At 70.9% G+C, this 21904-nt stretch carries 16 protein-coding genes; all 16 read left to right on the top strand.

Annotation, left to right across the window (positions count from 1 at the left end; all coding sequences use genetic code 11):
- Nucleotides 1-8: 8 nt before the first annotated feature.
- Entirely contained in the window at nt 9-1148 is a 1140-nt protein-coding gene (locus tag J2Y46_RS07260; protein ID WP_310241340.1) for a serine/threonine-protein kinase, read from the top strand.
- A complete protein-coding gene (locus tag J2Y46_RS07265; protein WP_310241342.1) occupies nt 1148-7114 on the top strand; it encodes an Ig-like domain-containing protein in 5967 nt (1988 codons plus the stop codon). The genes J2Y46_RS07260 and J2Y46_RS07265 overlap by 1 nt, the downstream gene beginning before the upstream one ends.
- A 51-nt stretch (nt 7115-7165) precedes the next feature.
- The gene (locus J2Y46_RS07270; protein WP_045301465.1) at nt 7166-8131 is read left to right on the top strand and encodes a MoxR family ATPase; all 966 of its coding nucleotides are present in this window, start codon (nt 7166-7168) and stop codon (nt 8129-8131) included.
- Complete coding sequence (locus J2Y46_RS07275) at nt 8128-9537, top strand: DUF58 domain-containing protein (protein ID WP_310241344.1); 1410 nt, start codon at nt 8128-8130, stop codon at nt 9535-9537. The genes J2Y46_RS07270 and J2Y46_RS07275 overlap by 4 nt, the downstream gene beginning before the upstream one ends.
- Nucleotides 9534-12095 carry a transglutaminase-like domain-containing protein gene (locus tag J2Y46_RS07280; RefSeq protein ID WP_310241346.1) on the top strand — a complete coding sequence of 854 codons (2562 nt, stop codon included), beginning with the start codon at nt 9534-9536 and terminating at the stop codon, nt 12093-12095. The genes J2Y46_RS07275 and J2Y46_RS07280 overlap by 4 nt, the downstream gene beginning before the upstream one ends.
- The gene (locus tag J2Y46_RS07285) at nt 12092-13771 is read left to right on the top strand and encodes a DUF5684 domain-containing protein (RefSeq protein ID WP_310241348.1); all 1680 of its coding nucleotides are present in this window, start codon (nt 12092-12094) and stop codon (nt 13769-13771) included. The genes J2Y46_RS07280 and J2Y46_RS07285 overlap by 4 nt, the downstream gene beginning before the upstream one ends.
- Complete coding sequence (locus J2Y46_RS07290; RefSeq protein WP_045301471.1) at nt 13768-14349, top strand: hypothetical protein; 582 nt, start codon at nt 13768-13770, stop codon at nt 14347-14349. The genes J2Y46_RS07285 and J2Y46_RS07290 overlap by 4 nt, the downstream gene beginning before the upstream one ends.
- A gap of 349 nt (nt 14350-14698) precedes the next feature.
- Nucleotides 14699-15067: a 30S ribosomal protein S12 gene (gene rpsL / locus J2Y46_RS07295; RefSeq protein WP_018171438.1), complete on the top strand. Its 369-nt coding sequence runs from the start codon at nt 14699-14701 to the stop codon at nt 15065-15067.
- Nucleotides 15068-15072: 5 nt separating this feature from the next.
- Entirely contained in the window at nt 15073-15543 is a 471-nt protein-coding gene (gene rpsG, locus J2Y46_RS07300) for a 30S ribosomal protein S7 (RefSeq protein WP_042538706.1), read from the top strand.
- A 94-nt stretch (nt 15544-15637) separates the two neighbouring features.
- Nucleotides 15638-17752, top strand: coding sequence for an elongation factor G (fusA, locus tag J2Y46_RS07305; RefSeq protein WP_045301474.1), 2115 nt, complete (start codon nt 15638-15640; stop codon nt 17750-17752).
- 158 nt (nt 17753-17910) lie between these two features.
- Nucleotides 17911-19104, top strand: coding sequence for an elongation factor Tu (gene tuf, locus J2Y46_RS07310; protein ID WP_045301476.1), 1194 nt, complete (start codon nt 17911-17913; stop codon nt 19102-19104).
- 175 nt (nt 19105-19279) lie between these two features.
- The gene (locus J2Y46_RS07315; RefSeq protein ID WP_045301478.1) at nt 19280-19498 is read left to right on the top strand and encodes an Rv0909 family putative TA system antitoxin; all 219 of its coding nucleotides are present in this window, start codon (nt 19280-19282) and stop codon (nt 19496-19498) included.
- A 445-nt stretch (nt 19499-19943) separates the two neighbouring features.
- Nucleotides 19944-20252 carry a 30S ribosomal protein S10 gene (gene rpsJ / locus J2Y46_RS07320; RefSeq protein WP_018171443.1) on the top strand — a complete coding sequence of 103 codons (309 nt, stop codon included), beginning with the start codon at nt 19944-19946 and terminating at the stop codon, nt 20250-20252.
- 8 nt (nt 20253-20260) lie between these two features.
- Nucleotides 20261-20920 carry a 50S ribosomal protein L3 gene (gene rplC, locus J2Y46_RS07325; RefSeq protein WP_045301481.1) on the top strand — a complete coding sequence of 220 codons (660 nt, stop codon included), beginning with the start codon at nt 20261-20263 and terminating at the stop codon, nt 20918-20920.
- A 4-nt stretch (nt 20921-20924) separates the two neighbouring features.
- Nucleotides 20925-21587 (top strand): 50S ribosomal protein L4, encoded by a 663-nt coding sequence (gene rplD / locus J2Y46_RS07330; RefSeq protein WP_045301483.1) that lies wholly within the window; start codon nt 20925-20927, stop codon nt 21585-21587.
- Complete coding sequence (gene rplW / locus J2Y46_RS07335) at nt 21584-21883, top strand: 50S ribosomal protein L23 (RefSeq protein WP_045301485.1); 300 nt, start codon at nt 21584-21586, stop codon at nt 21881-21883. The genes rplD and rplW overlap by 4 nt, the downstream gene beginning before the upstream one ends.
- The last annotated feature ends 21 nt before the right edge of the window (nt 21884-21904 follow it).

The following is a 21904-nucleotide window of genomic DNA, read 5'->3' on the forward strand; positions in this document are numbered from 1 at the left end:
GTGTGCTGGTGGCTGCACGGCTCCCTTCGGCGCCTCCGATCCTTCCCGGGCTCGCCTACATCCGTCCGCTCGGCTCCGGTGGTTTCGCCGACGTCTTCCTCTACGAGCAGGACATGCCACGCCGCAACGTCGCGGTGAAGGTCATGCCCAGCGACGTGCGCGACCCGGAGCTGCGGCGCATGTTCAACGCCGAGGCCGACGTGCTCGCGCATCTGTCGGCCCACCCCTCGATCGTGACGGTCTACCAGGCGAGCATCTCGGCGGACGGCCGCCCGTACATCGTCATGGAGTACTGCCCGGGCTCGCTCGCGCAGCGGTACCGGGTCGAGCGCCTCCCGGTCGAGGAGGTGCTCACCATCGGCGTGCGCATGGCCAGCGCGCTCGAGTCCGCGCACCGCGCGGGCCTCATCCACCGGGACGTCAAGCCGAGCAACATCCTCATCACCACATTCGGCACGCCGGTGCTCGCCGACTTCGGCATCTCGGCCTCGCTGCAGCGCAAGAGCGGCGGTGAGGTGCTGGCCATGTCGATCCCGTGGAGCGCTCCCGAGGTCGTCGCCGAGCAGACGAGCGGCACCGTGACGAGCGAGGTGTGGAGCCTGGGCGCCACCGTCTACTCGCTCCTCGCGGGCCACAGCCCGTTCGAGCGCCGCGAGCGCGGGCAGAACACCAAGGAGCTGCTGCGCAAGCGCATCGCGCGGGCCACTTACGTCGAGATCCCGCGGGCCGACGTCCCGGCGTCGCTGCAGGCCGTTCTGGCGGCCGCGATGAGCCGCGATCCCGGGCGTCGGTACGACTCGGCCCGGGCGTTCGGGGAGGCGCTGCGCGAAGTGCAGTCGGGGCTCGGCCTCTCGCCGACACCGCTCGAGATCCCCGACGCGGAATGGTCCCCGGCATCCGCCCCCGTCGATTTCGGGGATTCGGCGCTGCGAGGACCCGCGCGCTCGCACGTGGAGCGCGACCTCACCCGCAAGACGCGCGCCGGCACCGGCGTCGCGCAGCTCGCCCGCGATGAGGACACCGAGATCTCGGCGCCCGCCCGCCGTCGGGGGCACGCCGCGCTGCCCTGGGCCATCGGCATCGGAGCGGGGGTCGTCGCGGGCGCGGGCGCGGTCGTCGTGGCGCTGATGGCCGCGGGGGTGCTCTGATGCGACGCGGCGCCATCGCGGGCCTCGTCGCCGCCGGTGCCGTGGTGGCCACCGTCATCGGCATCAGCATCGTGTGGCCGGGGCTGGACGCGCAGGAGACCCCCGACGTCGACACCGCGGTCTGGGCGCTGCAGACCGGCGACGGCCGCCGCTACGCACGCGTGAACACGTCGGTCGGCGAGCTCGACACCGTGCGCAGCATCAGCAATCCCGACCAGGTGGTGCAGACGGGGGATGCCGCGTACCTCTTCAGCGACAGCTACTCGACGCTCACCCGCATCGACGCCGCGATGCCCGCGGATCTCGACGAGCAGGCGCTGCAGTCCTCGCAGAAGACCCCGTCGGGTACGACCGAGGTCGTGACCGCCGGAGACTGGGTCGCCTACCTCACCGACTCGGGCGCCGTGTACGCGGGACGCCTGTCGAGCGGCACGTCGTCGCAGCTCGACCCGTTCGGCGCGGACGACGACGCCCCGCAGTACACCGCCGAGGCGATCGCCGTCGACGACCGCGGCATGCTGTTCGCGTACTCGGGGGCGGACGGTTCGGTGCTGCGCTTCGACATCAGCGAGGGTCAGGTGCGCGGTCGCGACGCATTCGACCCCGACGGCCTCGAGACACCGGCGATCACGGCGGCGGGCGACACTTGGGCGGTGGTCGACACCGAGGACGGCGACGTGTGGCTTCGGGGGCAGGATGCCGCGGCCCAGGCGCCGACCACGGGCGCGGTGGTCGTCGGCGCACCGGACGCGCAGGGCACCGCCGTCTACCTCGCCGACGAGACCGGGCTCGTGCGGGTGCCGGCCGACGGGTCGGCCATCGAGACCCCGGTGGGAGACGGTGCGGGGACGGTGCTCGGCACACCCGCGCAGCCGGTCGTGCACGACGGTGAGACCTACGCCGCGTGGCTGGGCCAGGGTGATGCGGGCGGTCTGCTGTGGCGCTCGAGCGGCGCCACCGCGCCCCTCGACTACGGCGACGAGTCGATGGGCGACCAGCAGCGCCCCGTGTTCGTCGCGAGCGACTCCGCGGTCATCCTCAACGACACCCGCTCCGGGTGGGCCTGGTCGGTGCCCGACGGTGCGCTGATCCCGTCGAGCCAGGACTGGAGCCTCGACGACCGCACCGACCCCGACGCCGTTCCCAGCGAAGAGCAGCTGCAGGTGGTGCTGGATCCCAAGCCGCCGATCGCCGAGCCCGACGCGTTCGGCGTGCGTGCGGGCTCACTCGCCTCGCTGCCCGTGCTCATGAACGACCACGACCCGAACGAGGATGTGCTCACGATCGACCCGGCGTCGGTCACCGGGCTCGACCCCGCGTTCGGCACGGTGTCGGTGACCGACGACGACCAGCGCCTCGCCCTCCGGGTGCAGCCGGGCACGACCGGATCGGCGACCTTCTCGTACGCGGTCACCGACGGCACCACCGAGAACGGCCTGGCGTCCGAGCCGACGACGGTCACGGTGACGGTCGCGGATGCCGCCGCCGACTCGGCACCGGAGTGGTGCGGCGTCCAGCGATGCCTCGTCGAATGGCCTGAGCCGGAGGTCGCCCGGGGCGGCACGGTGACCGTGCCGGTGCTGCCGGGCTGGGTCGACCCGGAGGGCGACCCCCTGCTGCTGCTGTCGGTCCAGAACAGGAGCGGTGTCGGCAGCGTCGCGGCGACGCCCGGCGGCGACGTCGTCTACCAGCACGACGACGCCGGCGACGGCGGGGAGCAGCTCGTCGAGCTCGAAGTGACGGTCGCCGACACCCGGGGCGGGACGACGATGAAGCCGCTCATGATCACGGTGTCGCCGCAGCCTCAGCTCACGGCGCAGTCCTTCGCCGTGACAGACACCGTCGCCTCCGGCATCACCATCGACGTCGCCGACCATGTCACGGGCACCGCCGGCACGCTCTCGCTGGAATCGGTGCGGGTGCTCGACGATGCGGCGGCCACCGCGACCGCCGTCAGCGGCTCGACCTCGTTCGACTTCGCGGCGAAGAGCCCGGGGACGTTCCGCGTCGACTTCACGGTGACCGACGGCGTGAGCGAGGCGACGGGCACGGCCCGCATCACGCTGCTGCCCGCCGATGCACCTGCCCGGCTGGCCACGTCGCCGGTGGTCGCGTTCGTGCACCCCCAGCAGGACGCGACACTCGAGATCTTCGACGCCGTCTCGAACCCGACGCGCCGCGTGCTGCTGCTGAGCGACGTCGTCGCGAGAGCGGACGACGGCGCCACGCTGTCGGTCGACGCCGTCGGCCAGAACCACCTCCGGGTGTCGGGGACGACCGCGGACGGCGCCGCCGGACGACTCGGCACCGTCTCGTACGTCGTGAGCGACGGCACCGAGGACGCGGGGGCCAGCGTCGAGGGCGAGGCGACGGTGTATCTGCTCCCGCCCGCACCGGAGCTCGCGCCGATCGCCGTCGACGATGCCGTGGTGGTGCGCGCCGGCGCCCAGATCGACATCCCGGTGCTCGACAACGACATCTCGCCGGCGGGCGGCAGGCCGACCCTGAACCCGGCATCGGTTCGCTCGTCGTCGGAGGGAGCGCTCGCGTTCGCGTCGGGCGACCTGCTCCGCTATCTCGCTCCGGACGAGCCGGGGCAGTACGCGATCGAGTACTCCGTGTTCACGACCGGTGCTCCGGCGCTCGCCGACACCGCGACGGTGCGCGTGACGGTGATCGACGCCGAGGCGAACCGCGCCCCCACGGCCGATACGCTCGAGGGCCGCGTGCTCACCGGCCAGTCGGCCCTCATCGAGTTCGACGACTTCGGCACCGATCCCGACGGCGATGTCGTGACGCTCGACCGCATCGTCGAGCAGCCCGCGCGGGGCGCGGCCACCATCACCGCCGACGGCGGATCGATCATGTACACGAGCGTGCCCGGCGACAGCGGCCAGGTGTCGTTCCGCTACCGCGTCGTCGACGCGTTCGGCGCGACCGCCGATGGGACCGTGCGCATCGGAGTGCTCGACAGCCAGGCCAACCCGAGCCCGGTCACGTTCACGGACTACGTGCAGGTGCAGGCCGGTGCGGGCAACACGATCCGCGTCAGCCCGCTGTCCAACGACGTCGACCCGACCATGGGCGAGCTGCGTGTCACCGACATCCGCCCCGACGTGCCGGCGACGCTCGTCGACGGCAGTGACAACCCCGAGTTCGCACGGCTGAACGAGCAGATCGTGGGCGCCGACGACACCACGGTCCGGATCGCGGCGGGCGACGAGCCCGCGACGATGTCGTTCCTCTACGATGTCGAGTCCTCCTCGGGCAACACCGGACGAGGCCTCATCGTGGTGCGGGTCGTGCGCGAGAGCGTGCCCGACTTCCCGGTCGTCGCCGACACCAACCTCACGGTCGAGACCCGCGAGGACTTCCCTCGCGGCGTCGACGTGCTGGGTGGCAAGGTCGCCTGGTCGGGCGGCGACGTCGAAGACCTCGAGCTGTCGTTGTGGGGCGACCCCGACGGCGTCTCGGTGCGGGGATCGAAGCTGCGGGGCGAGCTCCCAGAGACCACGCGGCTGATCCCGTTCGCGGTCACCGGCGAGGGCACCGCCGGCGAGGTCACGTCCTACGGCTTCCTCCGCGTGCCCGGCGAGAACGACCTGGCGCTGACCCTGCGCGCCAACGCCGCATCCCCCGAGGTCACGGAGCTCGAATCCACCACCTTCGACATGGCGGGCCTCGTCGCGCGCCCCCGCGGCGCGGTGGTCGAGCTCGGCGACGACGTGCGGGCATCGGGCGCACGTCCCGAGGGCTCCTGCACGGTCGATTCGGGCACAGTGGTGCGCTACCACGCGGGCTCGGGCGCGCCCTGGGTCGACGCCTGCCAGGTGCCGGTGCGCCTGGCCGGCCAGGAGGACTGGACCTACCTGTCGGTGCCGATCGTGGTACACCCGCGCGACCCTCAGCCCGAGCTCCGGCCGGGGTCCATCACGGTCGGGCCCGGCGAGACCGCGACCTTCGACCTGCGGAACATGACCACGTGGCAGCTGCGCCCGGACTGGGACGGCATCGTCTACGCGACCGAGCACAGCGGTACCGCGTTCGAGGTCACGCAGGAGGGCTCCATCGTGACCGTGACCGGCGCGGACCGCGCCGTCCCTGGCGCCGAGGAGGCCGTGCTCGTCTCCGTCACGAGTCACACCTCGGTGACTCCCGCGCGGCTCATCCTCCGCGTCGGCGCCGCGCCGTCGACGCTCCCGCAGGGCGGCTCGGTCGTGCAGCAGTGCTCGCAGGCCGGAGGGTCCTCGTGCACGATCCCCGTGATCGGCGCGGGCGGCGAGGTCAACCCGCTGCCGCGCACGCCGCTCGAGGTCGTCGACGTGCGCCCGACGGGCGCGTGCGCCGGGGTGGGCTTCCAGGTGGCGTCGGCGACGTCGATCACGGCGACGTGGACGACGGATGCCCCGGGTGCGACGTGCACCGCGACCTTCTCGGTGCGCGACGCCCAGGGCCGCATCACGAACGCGGAGCGTGACGGCCGCGTGCTGCTCGACCTGCTCGGATTCCCGAAGTCGCCGGCGAGTATCACCCAGACGGCATATGCCGACGGCACGGTGACGCTGAGGATCGATCCGGGCGAGGCGCGCCTGGCTTACCCGGCGCTCACCGGCTTCGTCGTCCGCTCCGGCGGGCAGGAGGTCGCGCGGTGCACCGCGGACGGCGTGTGCCCGCTGATCGCTGCGCCGAACGGCGAGCAGCGCACCTACGACGCCTGGGCCGTCAATTCCGTGGGCGAGTCGAGGGCCGGCGTGCGCACGGTGGCCTGGGCGTACGACGCGCCGCTCGCGCCGACGAGCGTGATCGCCGCTCCCGTCGTCACCGGCGACGGCGCAGGTGGCATCGTGTCGCTCGTGATCGACGGGATCGAAGCCGGCGAGACCGGCAGCCTCGAGATCGCGAGTCCCGCCGGCGAGACCGTCCGCGTTCCGGTCGGCCGCGACCAGACCCGCGTCGACGTGCCCTGGTTCCGCGTGGGCAGCAACACCGGCACGATCGTCACGATCACCCCGTACTCGCGCTTCGACCTGCCGCCCGGGCTCGGCGGCAGCGCGTCGGGCGCGGCCGCGACGGTGCAGACCAACGGCATCGGGAGCCCGCTGTCGCCGCAGCTCACGCTCAGCTCGGTGTCGAACGGCGATGGCACCGCGACGGTGACCGCGCGCGCCTCCGCGCAGCGCAACGGCGACGGCTCGGCACTGCGCTACGGCATCGTGCAGGACGGCCAGCGCTGCACGGTGACCGAGGACGGAGCGACGGCCACCTTCCCGGGCCTTGCGGACGGCGAGGAGTACACGTTCCGCACGTGCGTCGAGTCCTGGTGGGACGGCGCGACGTTCGGCCGCGCGGAGGCGACCTCGAGCGTGCGCGCCCACCAGTCCGGCAAGTCCCCGCAGGGGTGGACGTTCGTCGTCGACGGCGTCCCCGACGTGCAGTCCCAGCGCGCCGACTGGGTGATCCGCCAGAACCCGACCACGACCGAGCGGCTGCCGAACCGCAACCACGCCGAGTTCCAGGGCTGGGGTCCGACCAGCTCGGTGTTCGGCCAGGACCCGGGCATCCAGGTGCGCTATGTGCACGACTTCTGGGGCACGGCCACCGCCTGGTCGACGGTGACGCCGCGCGCCGGCAGCGCCCCGTACCAGGTGCAGGCGAACTGGACGGTCACCTCGTGCGTGGGTGGCAGCCCGCTCGCGTACCGCGGCCAGTCGTCGAACGCCCCGAACGGCTCCTCGGCCGCGTTCACCTTCGGCAACGCCGGCCTGCGCTACTACGACAACCAGAACCGCCTGCTCACGCACAACGCGGGCACGTGGGACGTGCCGGTCGGCGCCGAGCGCGTGGAGGGCATCTCGGTGTCCGTGAACTGGGACGCCCAGGGCTGGGGGCTGGCCCCCGCGAGCACCGAGTTCTCGGCGATCTGCCAGCCCGGCAACGGCACCCCGGAACCGCCGCCCACGCCCTGAGCGGCAGCATCCGCTCGCCCCACGATCTCCCCACACGAAGGACGACACCACATGACGATCACGCAGGAGCAGGCCGACTGGTTCGCGCAGACGTTCGGGCAGATCGCCGACAACGTCGAGCGCGCCGTCCTCGGCAAGCGCCATGTCGTCGAGCTCGTGCTCACTGCGATGCTCAGCGACGGCCACGTGCTCCTCGAGGACGTGCCGGGAACGGGCAAGACCTCGCTGGCGCGGGCCATGGCGCAGTCGGTGCAGGGCAGCAACACGCGCATCCAGTTCACGCCCGACCTGCTGCCGAGCGACATCACGGGGCTCAGCGTCTACGACCAGAAGGAAGGCGTGTTCGAGTTCCACGCCGGCCCGATCTTCGCGAACATCGTGCTCGCCGACGAGATCAACCGCGCCAGCCCGAAGACGCAGTCGGCTCTCCTGGAGGTCATGGAGGAAGGACGGGTCACCATCGACGGCGTCTCGCGCGAAGCGGGCGTGCCGTTCCTCGTGCTGGCGACGCAGAATCCGGTCGAGCAGGCCGGCACGTACCGCCTCCCGGAGGCGCAGCTCGACCGCTTCATGATGCGCACGTCGCTCGGCTACCCCGACCACGCGGCGACCGTCCGCATCCTGGACGGCGCCGCTGTCGCGACCGCCGAGCTGACGCCGATCATCACGCCTCAGGCGCTCGTCGGCATGGCCGATCTCGCCGCCGCCGTCTACGTCGACGCGCTCGTGCTCGACTACATCGCCCGCCTCGTCGACAGCACGCGCACGGCCGACGAGGTGCGCCTGGGTGTCAGCATCCGTGGCGCCCTCGCCCTCACGCGCGCCGCCCGGACGCGCGCCGCGTCGCAGGGCCGCACCTACGCGACCCCTGACGACGTCAAGACGCTCGCGGTGCCCGTGCTGTCGCACCGGCTGATCCTGCACCCCGAGGCCGAGTTCGACGGCGTCACGCCCGAGACCGTGGTCGGCCAGGTGCTGCTCGACGTGGCACCGCCCTCGAGGCGCGAAGCGGTATGAGCAGCCCCGAGCGCCGCGGCGGCGTCACCGCAACGGTGGAGCCGCGCATCACGCGCACCGTCCAGTCCACCGGCACGGCCGGCCGTACGCACGTGACCGCCACGGCCACGAGCGTCGGTGCGTCGCGCCGCGGACGCGCCTTCGTGCGCGCCGCCGTGTGGTGGACAGGTGCGTGGCGGGCGGCGGGCTCGGGTATCACGACGGCCGCCGAATGGGCGGCGCAGACGATCCGGCCGGCGGGAGCCCTCGTGGCCGTCGCCGCGACCGTGGGGCTCGTGCTCGGGATCGTCTTCGGCTGGGTGGAGTTCATGGTCGCGGGCGCGGCATCCGTCGTCCTCATCGTCGCCGCCGTGCCGTTCCTGTTCGGCGCCCGCGCGTACGACGTCGACCTGTCGCTGACGCACGAGCGGATCGTGTCGGGCGAGGGCGTCACCGGGCGCATCGACGTGCGCAACGACGGGCACCGCACGGCGCTGCCGGGCCGCATCGACATCCCGGTCGGGGCCGGCCTCGTCGAGTTCGGCGTGCCGCTGCTGCGACCGGGCCACGCCGTCGCGCAGCCGCTCGAGATCCCCGGCCTCCCGCGCGGCATCGTGAGGGTCGGTCCGGCGACGACGGTGCGCAGCGACCCGGTCGGGATGCTGCGCCGCGAGCACTCCTTCCACGATGTGCACGACCTCTACGTCCACCCGCGCACGGTCTCGCTCCCGTCCACGAGCGCGGGGCTCATCCGCGATCTCGAGGGCGCGCCGACGCGCCGCCTGGTCGACGCCGACATGTCGTTCCACGCCATCCGCGAGTACGCTCCCGGCGATTCGCGCCGCCAGATCCACTGGCGGTCGACGGCCAAGACCGGGCGGCTGATGGTGCGCCAGTACGAGGAATCGCGGCGCTCGCGCATGGCGGTGGTCCTCGCGGTCGCCGAGCCCGAGTACGCGGACGCCGACGAGTTCGAGCTGGCCGTGTCGTGCGCGGCGTCGTTGGGCCTGCGCGCCGTCCACGATGCACGCGACGTGCAGATCGTGACCGGATCCGAGATTCCGCGGGTGGTGCGAGGGCGCCTGCGCGCGATCCGGCACATCCCCGCTGCGGCGCCGCGTCCCATGCTGGACGGCTTCAGCGGCGTCGATCTGCTCGAGAGCACGATGCCGGTCGGCGAGGTGTGCCGCCTGGCCGCGGAATCCGGCGAGCGGCTGTCGATCGCCTTCGTCGTGGTCGGCTCGCGCGTGCCGCTCACGAGACTGCAGCAGGCGGCGCTCGCATTCCCGGCGGACACCGCGGTCGTCGGCCTCATCTGCGACGAGCGCGCGCACCCGCGCATGCAGCCGCTGTCGGGCATGACGGTGCTCACCGTCGGCACCCTCGAAGACCTCTCGGGCCTGCTGCTGCGGGGGGCGACCTCGTGAGCGGGCCGATCCCGGTGATGGAGCGGATGGATGCCGCGCCGCGCGGCGCTGCTGACACCATCACCATGCGCACGCCCCGGTTGGGCGCTCGCGTGTGGGTCGGAGCGGCGTTCGCCGCGGTGATCGCCGTCGTCGCGGCCGCCGCCGCGTGGCCGATCTACCGCTCGGGCACCTTCGCGCTCCTCGTGGTGGTCGGCACTGTGGCCGGTGGCGGGATCGCCGCCGTCGCGTGGTGGCGCCGCTGGAGCGGCTGGACCGCGGCCGGCGCGCTGGCGCTCGCGCTGCTGATCCTCGGGGTGCCGCTCGCTGTGCCCTCGCGCCTCGGCACGCCCGAAGACGTCGTGCGCGGGCTGGGGGAGCTGGCGAGCGGACTGGTGCTCGCCTGGAAGGACCTCGTCACCGTCGAGCTCCCGGTGGGCTCGTACCGCAACCTGCTCGTGCCCGCGCTGGTCGTGTTCCTCGTCGGCACATGTACGGTGCTGCTGCTCGCCTGGCGGGAGGATCGCGCGGCCTACGCCGCGGTTCCGGTGGCGCTCGGCATGGTGACGTTCGGGCTGTTCTTCGGCCGCACGACCGTGAGCTCCCCGCTCGACGTCGGTCCGGTGTTCCTGTACGCGCCCGTCGAGACCGCGGTCGGGGTCACCGCCCTCGTCGCGTGCCTGCTGTGGCTGGCCTGGCGCACCCATGACGAGCGGGTCCGCGCGCTGCAGCGGGCCGCGGCATCCAGCGGCGTCCGCATCTCGCGCCGCCCCTCCGCGGCCGATCGTCGTCGCACGGCGCTCGGTGCGGGCATGGTCGCGGTGGCGCTCGTGCTCGCGGTGGCGGTCGTTCCGTTCGTCGCGCGCGGCGCGGAGCGCGAGGTGCTGCGCTCGGCCGTCGGTCCCGACATCGACCTCTCGGCAGAGGTGAGTCCGCTCTCGCAGTACCGCGCGCTGTTCGCCGACGCCCGCGCCGACGACGTGCTGTTCACGGTCGAGCCGGTGGTGACCGACGGCGTCGTCGGTGCGCTCCCCGAACGCGTGCGCCTGGCGACCCTCGACGCCTACGATGGCGAGATCTTCCGATCGGGCGGCGAGGGCGCCGTCGACGCCGGCCGGTTCGTCCGGGTGCCGTCGGCCCTCGACGCCGGCGAGGGCACAGAGGTCGCGGCCCGGATCGAGATCGACGCGTGGGACGGCATCTGGATGCCGACCGCCGGCCGACTCGAGGCGGTGGCATTCGACGGCGACCGCTCCGCTTCGCTGGCGGACCGGTTCTACTACAACTCCTCGGCCTCGGCCGGGGTTCAGACCGCCGGGGGAGGATTCGAGTCCGGCGACGCATTCGTCGTGCGCGGCGTCGAGCCCCCGGCTCCGGAACTCGCCGAGCTCGACGCGCCGGGAAGCCCGGGCGGCGTCGCCGCGCCCGACAGCCTCCGGACGTGGATGGACGAGCACGCGGTGGGGTCGGCCGGCTCGGCCCTCGCCGCCCTGGTCGCACTGCTGCGCGAGCGCGGCTACCTCAGCCACGGCCTCGACGAGGGTGAACAGGTGCCGGCCTGGGCGGCGGCGCTGCCCGACTACGCGTTCCAGCCCAGCGCCTCGGGCCACTCGCTCGCCCGCGTCGACACCATGTTCGCGCGCCTGCTCGAACGGGAGACGGACCCCAGGGCCGTGGCGTCCGGCAACTACGTCGCTGCGATCGGCGATGACGAGCAGTTCGCCGTCGCGGTGGCCCTCATGGCCCGCGAGCTCGGATTCCCGTCGAGGGTCGTGCTGGGAGCGCGGCTCTCGGCCGCCGACCCCGGCCTCGCGACGTGCGACGAGGGCGCCTGCCACGCGCAGGACCTCACCGCGTGGACCGAGGTGCAGTCGGCCGCGGGCGACTGGGTCGCGGTCGACGTGACGCCGCAGCATGCGCAGTCCCCGAGCCTCGACACGACCGAGCAGCGCGACCCCGAGAACGTCACCGAGGTGCGCCCCGACTCCGTCGAGGAGGTCGTGCCGCCGGACCCCACGCAGGAGGACTCGGCGGCGGACCGCCCGGCCGACGAGGACACCGGCGCCGACCTGGCGTGGCTCTGGCCGATGCTGCGGATCGGGGGCATCGCGCTCCTCGTGCTCGTGCTCGCGCTCGGCCCCTTCCTCATCGTGATCGGCACCAAGGCCGCACGCCGCCGGTCGCGCCGTCGCACCGGCACACCGGCGGCCCGCATCGCGGGCGGCTGGGACGAGTACGTCGACGCGGCTCTGGACAGCGGCCGCGCGGCATCCCGGGCCGCCACGCGCAGCGAGCTCGCCGCCGCCTTCGCGACGCCCGCGGGCGCCGCGCTCGCGCGGGACGCCGACCGTGCCGTGTTCTCGCACACGGAGCAGCCCGCCGACGCCGCGCGGCGGTACTGGGAGGCCGTCGATGCGGAGCGACGCGCCCTGCGCCGTGAACACGGGTTCTGGCGCGGAGCGCTCGCGACCGTATCGTTGAGATCGTTGTTCCGTCCGATGGCGCCCGAACCGGGCGGCCGCACGCGATTCGCCGAGAGGGGGAGACGACGGGCCGAGCCCGTGCGTCCCACGCCATGAACGCCACAGATGCCACTGCAGCCGTCGTCGGCACCCTGATCAGCCTGCTGCTGTTCGCGGGTCTCTACGTCTGGACCGCGCTCGCACTGTCTGCCGTGTTCCGCAAGTCGGGCGTCGAGGCCTGGAAGGCGTGGGTGCCGGTCCTCAACACCATCGTGCTCCTGCAGCTCGCGGGCCTCTCACCGGGGCTCGTCGTGCTCGCGTTCATCCCGTTCGTGGGCATCGCGTTCCTGGCGGTCTGGGCGATCGCGCTGTTCCGCGTCAACGTCGCCTTCGGCTTCGGCGCCGGCATGACCGTCCTCGGCTTCCTGCTGCTCCCGGTCTGGGCGTCGATCGTCGGCTGGGGGAGTGCGCGCTGGGTCGGCCGGGAGACGGATGCTGCCACCCGTGCCCCCTTCGGCGCCGGCGTGCGGCGCACTTCGGGCGAGACGGCGACGCTTCCCCCGCTGCCGCCGTTCCCGACTGCCGGTGCACGGACCGAGGAGGCTGCGTATCCGCCGGCGCCGACGGCCGTCCCGCCTGCGCCGACGAGTGCCGGCGCAGGCTTCGCGCCGCCGCCCGCCTACGCTCCGCCCGCACCTGCGGCTCCTGCTCCTGCTCCTGCGGCAGCATCGCCTGCGCCTGCGCCTGCGCCTGCGCCTGCGCCTGCGCCTGCGCCTGCGCCTGCGCCTGCAGCCGCGCCTGCGCCTGCGCCTGCGCCTGCGCCTGCAGCCGCGCCTGCGCCTGCGGCCGCCGCCGCGCCGGTGGCGCCTCAGGAGTCCGCCGCCGCGGCTGACGTCGCGCCGCCCGCCGCGGGCTGGACGCCCCCGGCGCTCCCGGGGCGCCCCGTCTCCGCGGCGCCCGCCGAGGCGGGCGGCAACGGCTCCGGCGACGCGGACCCGTGGCAGGGCTTCGCGCTCGACGGGATCGACCTGAGCGCCGAGGTCACCGGGGCGGTGCCCGGTGCTCCGGCGCCGATCTCCGCCGTGCCCGCCACGCCGCTCGCATCCCTCCCGTCTGCCGCGGCGCCGCTCGCGCCTGCCGGGCCCGCCCGCACCGCCGCGGAGCCGTTCACGGCGCCCGACGCCGCGACGACCGGGGAGGAGGGCATCACCCGGCCGCCGGTCACGCGCGTGCCCGCGGCTCCCTCGACGGGCGACCAGCGTGAGCCATGGGCTCCCGCACGCTCTCCGATGAGCGAGGCCGACGCCTTCCCCGAGACCTCCGGTCCGGTGTCGGCGATCTACGGCGCGCCCGACGCCGGCTCCCCGCGATCGGCGCGGTCGTCGGTGTCGGCGTTCCACGGCAAGCCCGAGATCCCGGACGAGCAGGACATCCTCGAAGAGACGATCATCGCCCGCCGCAAGCGGACCGACTGGGCGCTCGTGCCGCCGGCCGGCGAGCCCGTCGCGCTCTCGTCGGAGGTCGTCATCCTCGGCCGCCGGCCCGCCGCCGACCCGGATCACCCGAGCGCGCAGCTCGTCTCGATCCAGGACGGCACGGTGTCGAAGACGCACGCGCGCCTTCAGCTGCGCGACGACAAGTGGTACGTGACGGACCTCCACTCCACCAACGGCGTGCTGTTCGCGACGGTGATGGGCACCGAGGTCGAGGCCCCTCCGGGTGAGGAGGTCGAGGCCGGCGACCGGTTCCTGCTGGGCGACGCCGAGGTCCGGCTGCGCCGGAGCGACGGGTGATCGATCCCGACGACGAGCGCACCGCGTTCTCCCGACGCAAGGCCGCGGCGCCCGCGCCGGACGACCATGACGCGGTGGACGAGCGGACCCACCCGTCGCAGCGCTTCTCGGTCGGAGCCGACGCGGTCGACGACACCGTCGTCTCGGCGAGATCTGCTGTCGCCTCCGACTCCGAGGTTCCCACGCAGGCCGCGACCGAGTCGGCGCCGGCCGGCCCGCGACGGACCGGCCAACCGCCGACACCCGAACCCGCGGATGCCTCCGTGGGCGTACGGCGCGCTGCATCCGGGTCGCGGCTGGACCCGGAGCCCGCCGGCGAGACAGCGGCGGTGCGCGGCCGGGTCGCCGCTGCGCCCGCACCGGCGGCGGACGCCTACCGCGCCCGCGCCGTCCCTCCGGCGACCGCGGTGCGTGCCGAGCCGGCTCGCCGCACCCCGCAGGAGCACGTCGACACGGCTGCCGTCGAGGCGATCCGCGGGCGTCGCCGACGGCGGCGGATGATCGCGGTCGCGGCTGCGGCATCCGTCCTCGTCATCGTCGTCGCGCTCGCGCTCGTCGTCCTGCTGACGACCGGCTGACGCGGACGCCCGAGGGCGATCTGGGCCGTATCGCGGCGTGTCGTCGTCCGGTTGGGGCTGCGACGTGCTTCCGCGTTTGCCCGACCCCCGAAACCCACGTATCATGGATCGGGTGTGCGCTCACGCGCGCCGTCGACCGTGCCTCGGTGCGGGAATCGGTGCGAGCGCCGCATCTCAGGGAACGGCCTGCGAACAGGCCACCCCCACGGCATACCCACCAACAAAGGCGCGACAGTCATTCTGGCGCGTCGATGGGTCAGCGTGAGCCCGCAGCGTCACGAATCGCAAGATCCGGATGCCGCGGGGGAGACCACGACGCTGTCACCGTGCAGCACAACAAGGAGAGAACGTGCCAACCATTCAGCAGTTGGTTCGCAAGGGTCGCTCGCCCAAGGTCTCGAAGACCAAGGCGCCGGCGCTCAAGGCGAACCCGCAGCAGGCGGGTGTCTGCACCCGCGTGTACACGACCACCCCGAAGAAGCCGAACTCGGCGATGCGCAAGGTCGCCCGTGTCAAGCTCCGCAACGGCACCGAGGTCACCGCGTACATCCCCGGCGAGGGCCACAACCTGCAGGAGCACTCGCTCGTGCTGGTCCGCGGCGGTCGTGTGAAGGACCTCCCCGGTGTCCGCTACAAGATCGTCCGCGGTGCGCTCGACACCCAGGCAGTCAAGAACCGTAAGCAGGCTCGCAGCCGCTACGGCGCGAAGAAGGGCTGAGAAAGATGCCTCGTAAGGGACCCGCCCCGAAGCGCCCCGTCGTCAACGACCCGGTCTACGGCGCACCGATCGTCAGCCAGCTCGTGAACAAGATCCTCGTCGACGGCAAGAAGTCGCTCGCCGAGTCGATCGTGTACAACGCCCTCAAGGGCGTCGAGGCGAAGAACGGCCAGGACGCCGTCGCCACGCTCAAGAAGGCGCTCGACAACGTGCGCCCGACCCTCGAGGTCAAGTCGCGCCGCGTCGGCGGCTCGACCTACCAGGTGCCGGTCGAGGTCAAGCCTCACCGCGCCAACACGCTCGCCCTCCGCTGGCTCGTGAGCTACGCGAAGGGTCGTCGTGAGAAGACGATGACCGAGCGCCTCCAGAACGAGATCCTGGACGCCTCGAACGGCCTCGGTGCCGCGGTCAAGCGCCGCGAAGACACCCACAAGATGGCCGAGTCGAACCGCGCCTTCGCGCACTACCGCTGGTAAGCCGCTTCGACGGGCTCAGCGACCGGCGGCCCGGTCGCTGAGCCCGTCGAAGGGCCACCCGCCCAGAACCACCTTCAACAGCTAAGGACACCCCGTGGCACAAGAAGTGCTCACCGACCTCAACAAGGTCCGCAACATCGGCATCATGGCGCACATCGATGCCGGCAAGACGACGACGACCGAGCGCATCCTGTTCTACACGGGCGTCAACCACAAGATCGGCGAGACGCACGACGGCGCTGCCACCACCGACTGGATGGAGCAGGAGCAGGAGCGCGGCATCACGATCACGTCGGCCGCCGTCACGTGCTTCTGGAACAAGAACCAGATCAACATCATCGACACTCCCGGCCACGTCGACTTCACGGTCGAGGTCGAGCGGTCGCTCCGCGTCCTCGACGGCGCTGTCGCCGTCTTCGACGGCAAGGAGGGCGTCGAGCCCCAGTCCGAGACCGTGTGGCGTCAGGCCGACAAGTACGACGTGCCCCGCATCTGCTTCGTCAACAAGATGGACAAGCTGGGCGCCGACTTCTACTTCACGGTCGACACCATCGTCAACCGTCTGAAGGCCAAGCCGCTCGTGCTCCAGCTGCCCATCGGCTCGGAGAGCGACTTCGTGGGCGTCATCGACCTCGTCGAGATGCGCGCACTGGTGTGGCCCGGCGACGCCAAGGGCGACGTGACCATGGGCGCCAAGTACGAGATCCAGGAGATCCCGGCCGACCTCGCCGACAAGGCCGCGGAGTACCGCGAGATCCTCCTCGAGACGGTCGCCGAGTCCGACGAGGAGCTTCTCGAGAAGCACTTCGGCGGCGAGGAGCTCACGGTCGCCGAGATCAAGGCCGCGATCCGCAAGCTCACCATCGCCTCGGAGCTCTACCCCGTGCTCTGCGGCTCGGCGTTCAAGAACCGCGGCGTGCAGCCGATGCTCGACGCCGTCGTGGACTACCTCCCGTCCCCCCTCGACGTCCCCGCCATCGAGGCGAAGGACCCGAAGGACGAAGAGGTCATCATCGAGCGTCACGCCGACCGCGACGAGCCGTTCGCGGCGCTCGCGTTCAAGATCGTCACGCACCCCTTCTTCGGTCGCCTGACCTACATCCGCGTCTACTCGGGTCACCTCGACTCGGGCGCCCAGGTCGTCAACGCGACCAAGGGCAAGAAGGAGCGCATCGGGAAGATCTTCCAGATGCACGCCAACAAGGAGATGCCGGTCGACTCGGTCACCGCCGGTCACATCTACGCGGTCATCGGCCTCAAGGACACCACCACCGGTGACACCCTTGCCGACAGCGCCAACCAGGTCGTCCTCGAGTCGATGACGTTCCCGGAGCCGGTCATCGAGGTCGCCATCGAGCCCAAGACCAAGGCCGACCAGGAGAAGCTGGGTCTCGCGATCCAGAAGCTCGCCGAAGAGGACCCGACGTTCCGCGTCGAGCAGAACGCCGAGACCGGCCAGACGGTCATCAAGGGCATGGGCGAGCTGCACCTCGACATCCTCGTTGACCGCATGAAGCGCGAGTTCAAGGTCGAGGCCAACGTCGGAAAGCCCCAGGTGGCGTACCGCGAGACGATCAAGAAGACCGTCGAGCGTCACGACTACACCCACAAGAAGCAGACCGGTGGTTCGGGTCAGTTCGCGAAGATCCAGTTCGCGCTCGAGCCGCTCGAGGTCACGGCCGACAAGACGTACGAGTTCGAGAACAAGGTCACCGGTGGCCGCATCCCGCGCGAGTACATCGAGCCGACCAACCAGGGCTTCCAGGACGCCATGAACGTCGGCGTGCTCGCCGGCTACCCCATGGTGGGCGTGAAGGCCATCCTCATGGACGGTGCGTCGCACGACGTCGACTCGTCCGAGATGGCGTTCAAGATCGCCGGCTCCATGGGCTTCAAGGAGGCCGTCCGCAAGGCGAACCCCGTCATCCTCGAGCCGCTCATGGCGGTCGAGGTGCGTACTCCCGAGGAGTACATGGGCGACGTCATCGGCGACCTGAACTCGCGTCGTGGCCAGATCCAGTCGATGGAGGACGCCCAGGGCGTCAAGGTCGTCCGCGCGCTGGTCCCGCTGTCCGAGATGTTCGGCTACATCGGCGACCTGCGCTCGAAGACCTCGGGCCGTGCCGTGTACTCGATGGAATTCGACAGCTACGCCGAGGTTCCTCGCAACGTGGCCGACGAGATCGTCCAGAAGGTCAAGGGCGAGTAACCCTTTTCCGTCGGGATGCCTCGGTGACGCGGCATCCCGACGGCACAACTTCACACAGAATCACCAGAACCGTCTCTACTAAGGTGGAGATATCCCCGTAGACGACCGGCGCACACCAGCGCCCGGAACCTCTACACGAACGTCCTGAGGAGGACCCAGTGGCTAAGGCCAAGTTCGAGCGCACCAAGCCGCACGTGAACATCGGAACGATCGGTCACGTCGACCACGGCAAGACCACGCTCACCGCCGCCATCTCGAAGGTGCTCGCCGACACGTACCCGTCGGCCACCAACGTGCAGCGCGACTTCGCGTCGATCGACTCGGCTCCCGAGGAGCGTCAGCGCGGCATCACGATCAACATCTCGCACGTCGAGTACGAGACCCCGAAGCGTCACTACGCGCACGTCGACGCCCCGGGTCACGCCGACTACATCAAGAACATGATCACCGGTGCCGCTCAGATGGACGGCGCGATCCTCGTGGTCGCCGCCACCGACGGCCCGATGGCTCAGACGCGCGAGCACGTGCTGCTCGCCAAGCAGGTCGGCGTCCCCTACCTGCTCGTCGCGCTGAACAAGTCGGACATGGTCGACGACGAGGAGATCCTGGAGCTCGTCGAGCTCGAGGTCCGCGAGCTCCTCTCGTCGCAGGACTTCGACGGTGACAACGCTCCCGTCGTCCGCGTCTCGGGCCTCAAGGCTCTCGAGGGCGACGCCGAGTGGACCGCGAAGATCCTCGAGCTCATGGAGGCGGTCGACGCGTCGATCCCCGACCCGGTGCGTGACAAGGACAAGCCGTTCCTCATGCCCATCGAGGACGTCTTCACCATCACCGGCCGTGGCACGGTCGTCACGGGTCGCGCCGAGCGTGGCACGCTGGCGATCAACTCCGAGGTCGAGATCGTGGGTCTGCGTCCGACGCAGAAGACGATCGTCACCGGTATCGAGATGTTCCACAAGCAGCTCGACGAGGCCTGGGCCGGCGAGAACTGTGGTCTGCTCCTGCGCGGCACCAAGCGTGACGACGTCGAGCGCGGCCAGGTCGTCGTGAAGCCCGGTTCGGTCACCCCGCACACCAACTTCGAGGGCACGGCGTACATCCTGTCCAAGGAGGAGGGCGGCCGTCACAACCCGTTCTTCACGAACTACCGTCCGCAGTTCTACTTCCGCACCACCGACGTCACCGGCGTCATCACGCTGCCCGAGGGCACCGAGATGGTCATGCCCGGCGACACCACCGACATGACGGTCGAGCTGATCCAGCCGATCGCCATGGAGGAGGGCCTCGGCTACGCCATCCGTGAGGGTGGCCGCACCGTCGGCGCCGGCACGGTCACGAAGATCATCAAGTAAGTTCTTCGCACTGCGCAGTGAGAAGCCCCCGGGAGTGATCCCGGGGGCTTCTCCGCGTTCGCGGGCGTCTGAGAGTGCGTTCGGGCGCCGGCCGATCCGCAGGGGTACCGTCGCAGCATCCGTCCCGACAATATGGGTCGTGACGCCTCGCCGGGGGGCGATCGAAGGAGTGAGCATGGGCGGTTTCGACGACCTCGTCAACCAGGGCAAGGACCTGTACGACCAGAACAAGGACAAGATCGGCGAGTTCCTGAAGTCCGAACAGGCCGAGGACATCAGCGACAAGGTGCTCGACGGCGCCTCAGGTCTCGCCAAGAAGGTCGTGCCGGAGGAGCACCACGACACGGTGGACGACATCCGCGGGAATGTCGACGGAGCAGTCGGCAACCAGTAACGGGATCATCGAGAAGCGGCCCGGGGGAGACCCGGGCCGCTTTCGCGTTCGGCTCCTGAGAAACGCCCGAGCATACCCGCGTCGCGACACGCCCGAGTTTGCGACACGCCCGGGCTGCACGTAGACTAGTGAGGTTCCACATTCCGACGCCCCTCTTGGCGTGCGTCGGATCACTGCCAGGGCAGTGCATAGGCAGCGCAACGCGCAGGGTCCTAGGCCGCGGGCAGCAGAACCACCACATCACGATTCCACCTCGGGCGGAGCTCTGCTTCGCGCGCGGGGGAGGACTGGTGCCGGGACGCGGCGCTTCGGCGCGGCACCCGGATTGACAGCAGAACAGCGGTGCAGCACGCACTGCGTAAGCGGTGCAGAAGTGCCATGGCGCTTTGCGCCACGTGCGTCCAATGCCACAGGGGTATGACGCGAGAAAGAGAGTGAGCAGACAATGGCGGGACAGAAGATCCGCATTCGCCTGAAGTCGTACGACCACGAGGTCATCGACTCGTCGGCGCGCAAGATCGTCGACACCGTGACCCGTGCGGGCGCGACGGTCGTGGGCCCCGTGCCCCTTCCGACGGAGAAGAACGTGATCGCAGTGATCCGTTCTCCCCACAAGTACAAGGACAGCCGCGAGCACTTCGAGATGCGCACCCACAAGCGTCTGATCGACATCATCGATCCGACGCCCAAGGCTGTCGACTCGCTCATGCGTCTCGACCTCCCGGCCGATGTCAACATCGAGATCAAGCTCTGAGGTTCGACATGGCTGACATCAACAACAAGGTTTCCAAGGGCCTGCTGGGCACGAAGCTCGGCATGACCCAGGTCTGGGATGAGAACGGCAAGCTCGTTCCCGTCACCGTCATCGAGATCGCCCCGAACGTGGTCACCCAGGTTCGCACCCCCGAGAAGGACGGCTACAAGGCCGTGCAGATCGGGTACGGGCAGATCGACCCCCGCAAGGTGAACCAGCCCCTCACGGCCCACTTCGAGGCCGCGGGTGTCACCCCGCGCCGTCACCTCACCGAGATCCGCACCGCGGACGCCGCTGACTACTCACTCGGTCAGGAGCTCACGGTGGACGGCACGTTCGAGGCCGGCCAGCTGGTCGACGTCGTCGGCACCAGCAAGGGCAAGGGCACCGCGGGTGTCATGAAGCGTCACAACTTCAAGGGCGTCTCCGCTTCGCACGGTGCGCACCGCAACCACCGCAAGCCCGGCTCGATCGGCGCCTCGTCGACCCCGAGCCGCGTCTTCAAGGGCATGCGCATGGCCGGCCGTATGGGTGGCGAGCGTGTGACCGTCCTCAACCTCAAGGTGCACGCCATCGACGCCGAGAAGGGTCTGCTGCTCGTCAAGGGCGCCGTCCCCGGTGCTCGCGGCCGCATCGTCTACGTCCGCAACGCAGTGAAGGGTGCCTGATCTCATGGCTGACTCGACTCTCGCGCTCGACGTCGTGAAGGCAGACGGCAAGAAGGCTGGTTCCGTCCAGCTGCCCGCCGATCTCTTCGACGTCAAGACGAACATCCCGCTCATCCACCAGGTCGTCGTCGCGCAGCTCGCGGCGGCTCGCCAGGGCACCCACTCGACCAAGCGTCGCGGTGAGGTCTCGGGCGCCGGCCGCAAGCCCTTCAAGCAGAAGGGCACGGGTAACGCCCGCCAGGGCTCGATCCGCGCGCCGCACATGACCGGTGGTGGCATCGTCCACGGTCCGAAGCCGCGTGACTACGCGCAGCGCACCCCCAAGAAGATGATCGCGGCCGCCCTGCTCGGCGCGCTCAGCGACCGCGCTCGCGGTGAGCGCCTCCACGTCGTGGAGTCGTTCGGCATCGAGGGTGCTCCCTCGACCAAGGCCGCTGCTGCGGTCCTGACCGGTCTCGGCGCCACCAAGAACGTGCTCGTTGTCGTGGACCGCTCGGACGACATCAGCGTCCTCAGCGTCCGCAACATCGCGTTCGCCCACGTGCTGCCGGCTGACCAGCTCAACGCCTACGACGTGCTCGTCTCGGACGACATCGTCTTCACCAAGGCCGCTTACGACGCGTTCGTCGCGTCGAAGAGCGCCGTCACCGAGGAGGCCTCGGCATGACCGCCGTCAACAAGGACCCGCGCGACATCATCCTGAAGCCGGTCGTTTCGGAGAAGAGCTACGGGCTCATCGACGAGGGCAAGTACACCTTCCTCGTCGACCCCCGCGCCTCGAAGACCGAGATCAAGCTCGCCATCGAGAAGATCTTCGGCGTCAAGGTCGCAGCGGTCAACACGCTCAACCGCACGGGCAAGGCCCGTCGCACCCGCTTCGGCACGGGCAAGCGCAAGGACACCAAGCGCGCCATCGTGACCCTGAAGTCGGGCACCATCGACATCTTCACGGCAGTCGGCTGACGGTCGGGATAGAGGACTAGA

This window comes from Microbacterium sp. BE35, from assembly GCF_031457705.1.
Classification (GTDB): domain Bacteria; phylum Actinomycetota; class Actinomycetes; order Actinomycetales; family Microbacteriaceae; genus Microbacterium; species Microbacterium trichothecenolyticum.